This window comes from Methylophaga sp. (genome assembly GCF_965655755.1).
Taxonomy (GTDB): Bacteria; Pseudomonadota; Gammaproteobacteria; order Nitrosococcales; family Methylophagaceae; genus Methylophaga.
In genome coordinates, this window is sequence record NZ_CBFHHW010000056.1 from 1 (window position 1) to 3,425 (window position 3,425).

2 protein-coding genes are annotated in these 3,425 nt (G+C 49.0%); both read left to right on the top strand.

The genetic code is table 11. The features are described 5' to 3' along the window. Nucleotides 1–2,295: 3'-5' exonuclease (locus tag ACTF5U_RS12075; protein WP_438971883.1), on the top strand; the 2,295-nt coding region annotated here is incomplete at its 5' end. Further along, nucleotides 2,288–3,425: AAA family ATPase (locus ACTF5U_RS12080; RefSeq protein ID WP_438971884.1), on the top strand; the 1,138-nt coding region annotated here is incomplete at its 3' end. The genes ACTF5U_RS12075 and ACTF5U_RS12080, both read left to right, overlap by 8 nt.

Below are 3,425 nucleotides of genomic sequence, written 5' to 3' on the forward strand. Positions count from 1 at the left end.
AGTTTTCGTGGTGCTGACATATTTACCTATCTCAATGCCAAACAAGCCTCCGAGCACGAGTTTAATCTTGATACCAACTGGCGTTCGCACCCCTTACTGGTGGGCGCAGTTAATCGCTTGTTTGAGCGGGTAGACAAGCCGTTTATTTATGATGATATTTCGTTTCATCCCGTCAAAGCGGCACGCCCGGATGAAGCAGCATTAACCGTTAAGAACCAGCCTGTATCGCCACTGGAGTTTGTCTGGGTAGAGGCTGAAGATGACAAGCCTGTTAATAAGGGCGATATGCAAACTGTATCAGCGAATATTACCGCCACACAGATAGCGGAACTGATTCAACAGTCAGCACAAGGCGAGGTCACACTGGCCGATAAAGAAGGTGAGAAACGTGCCTTAAATGGCGGTGATATTGCGGTGCTGGTGCGCAGTCATACCCAGGCTACAGCGATACAGCAAGCCTTAAGACAACGCGGCATTAACAGCGTGCAACAGTCGCGTGACAATGTGTTCAAGTCTGAACAGGCGGTCATGCTGGAACAGGTATTGATGGCGATAGCCAAACCCGGCAATAACAGTTTAATTGCAACAGCGTTGGCGACTCCCTTATTTGCTAAAACAGCACTGGAAATCTATCAGCTGCAACAGGACGACACCCTCTGGCTAGAAGAATCGGATCGTTTCCTGTCATTGCATGATAACTGGCAACAATCAGGTTTTATTGTGATGTTCAGAAGCTTGTTAGAGCAACTTGATGTGCAGCGACGGCTGTTACAACAAGCCGATGGTGAACGTCAGTTAACTAATCTGATGCATCTGGCTGAGTTGATTCAGGCGTATGCCAGTCGTCGTAACAGCACGATAGAAGCGATTCTGACCTGGCTTGCAGCACAGCGACAAACGAGTTCGTCAGCTCAGGATATCGCTCAGATTCGTCTCGAAAGCGATGAGCAGCTGGTCAAGGTAATAACGATTCACACCAGTAAAGGTCTGGAGTACCCGGTCGTATTTTGTCCCTTTCTTTGGCATCAGGGTAAACCAAAGCAGAAGCCGGATTTAATGTTTTTTCATCGGGGTGACAGCAATGAAGCCTGTGTCGCGTTCGGTGAACCGGGCTTTAGTGAGGCAGAGCCCATTGCAGAAGAAGAGTCACGGGCGGAAGATTTACGCTTACTCTATGTTGCCCTGACCCGGGCAAGAGAGCGTTGTGTGATTGTTTGGGGGGCGGCGAGAAATTGCGAACAAACTGCCATGTTCGGATTATTACATGACAAGACAGATAAACCGGAGCCTGCTCAAATGCAGGCTGATATGACGGCTCTGGCAACGGAATATTCCGCCCAGATTACATTGCAAACCGCGCCTGATACGACCTTTTTGTCATCGTTAAATTCTGTGGAGCAAAAGGCGTTATCGCCACGTGAATTCAAAGGCAAAATTGTTGAACCCTGGCAGATCAGCAGTTTTACGGGGTTAACCCGAGGGCATCATATTGAGCAGCCGGATTATGATGCTGAATCAATCATCAGCGAGTGGCAGCCACCCGTAGAAAAAAGTCAGGATCGGTTCGGCTTCCCCAAAGGCGCGAATGCCGGTACCTGTCTGCATAGTCTATTCGAGCATTGGGACTTCCATAGTACCGGTGATGATTGGCAACAGCTGGTAACCAAAACCTTGAGCCAGTTCGGCATTGATACAGAGTGGTCCGCTGTGATTGATACCTGGTTACCCTCAGTTGTCAGCACGCCACTGACCAATGACGGCAGCTTACGATTAAATGCTATTGAGACAGGCAAGCGGCTGGATGAAATGGCGTTTTATTTCCCTGTAAATGCGTTAACCACCCAGAAACTGCAAAAGACCTTAAGCCAATTTGTGCCGGAAATGCCTGTTCTGGAAAACGTGCTGAACCAGCTCAACTTCACTACCGTCACCGGCTTTATGAAAGGCTTTATTGATTTGGTGTTTGAGTTTGAAGGGCGTTTCTATATCGCCGATTACAAATCAAACTGGCTGGGGGATAAAGCAGCCGATTACGATGCGGCTGCGTTGGATGAGGCTATGGTTATGCATGGCTATCCGCTGCAATACCTGATTTACAGTCTGGCTTTACATCGTTATTTAAAAACACGCATGCCAGATTATGACCCGGACCAGCATTTCGGCGGCGTCTATTATCTGTTTATTCGCGGTATGCAAGCAGAATGGGGACAGGCCGGGATTTACTTTGATAAACCATCAGCAGCGCTCTTAGACGCATTGGATAACAGCATGAATGCGGAGCATGGCGATGACTGATGCTCTGAACCTGCTGAGACAACAGGGCTTTAGCGAGCTCGCGTGCCAGTTCGCGCGCTTTATCCAGCGTAAAGAGGATGAAACAAATCCAGTCGTCAGTCTGACCGCAGGTCTGCTTACAGAAGCGATGTCACAAGGTCATGTGTGCCTCAACCTTGCCAACTTGCCTGAAACCATGCATCCCTTAGAGAGCGTGTTGCCAGAGACGGTCAATGACTGGCAAAGCCAGTTAGAAGCAGCGAAAAGTATCGGTAAGCCCGGTGACTACACGCCGATGATTCTGACCGATGACGGCTTGTTATACCTCTATCGTTTCTGGCGTGATGAACAGGAAGTGGCTCAGGCAATTACGCAGCGACTTCATGCGGTGGAAACCCTTAACTTGCCTCAATTACAGCAAAATTTGAACGAATGGAAAAATCCGATTGAAGGCATTGATTGGCAGAAAGTCGCCGTTGCCACGGCGATAAGTCGGCATATGGCTGTGATATCGGGTGGGCCCGGAACCGGTAAAACCACGATTGTGCTTAAAATTCTGCAATGTCTGCAAAATCAATCTGATGCCTTGCGAATCGGGCTTGCCGCACCAACCGGTAAAGCAGCCGCCCGATTGCAGCAATCGATCAGTAAACAACAAAGCCTTGAAGTTAAAACCCTGCATCGACTGTTAGGAATCTCTGAACATAATGATCAGGGCCGCTATAACGCAGAACGCCCCTTACCGCTGGATGTGTTGATTATTGATGAAGCCTCAATGATTGATATCAGCCTGATGGCTAAATTGATGCGTGCCATACCTGAGAAAGCCAGACTTATCCTGCTGGGTGACAGTCAGCAATTGGCCTCGGTGGAGTCGGGTGCCGTGCTGGCGAACCTTAGTGAAGGGACGCAGGGCTATTTTTCAGATCCATTTATTGAGCAGTTCCCAACATTAGGCCTGACAAAAGCGCCACCAGAGCCTTACCACTCAATGCTGACTGACAGTTTTGTCCGGCTGCAACACAGCTACCGGTTTGATAAAGACAGTCTGATAGGGCAACTGGCGGGTTGTGTGAATCAGGGTGACGGTGAACAAACGATAAACCTGCTGCAGGCACAAGAATCCTCTCTCTGGACTCAGCCTGATGAAA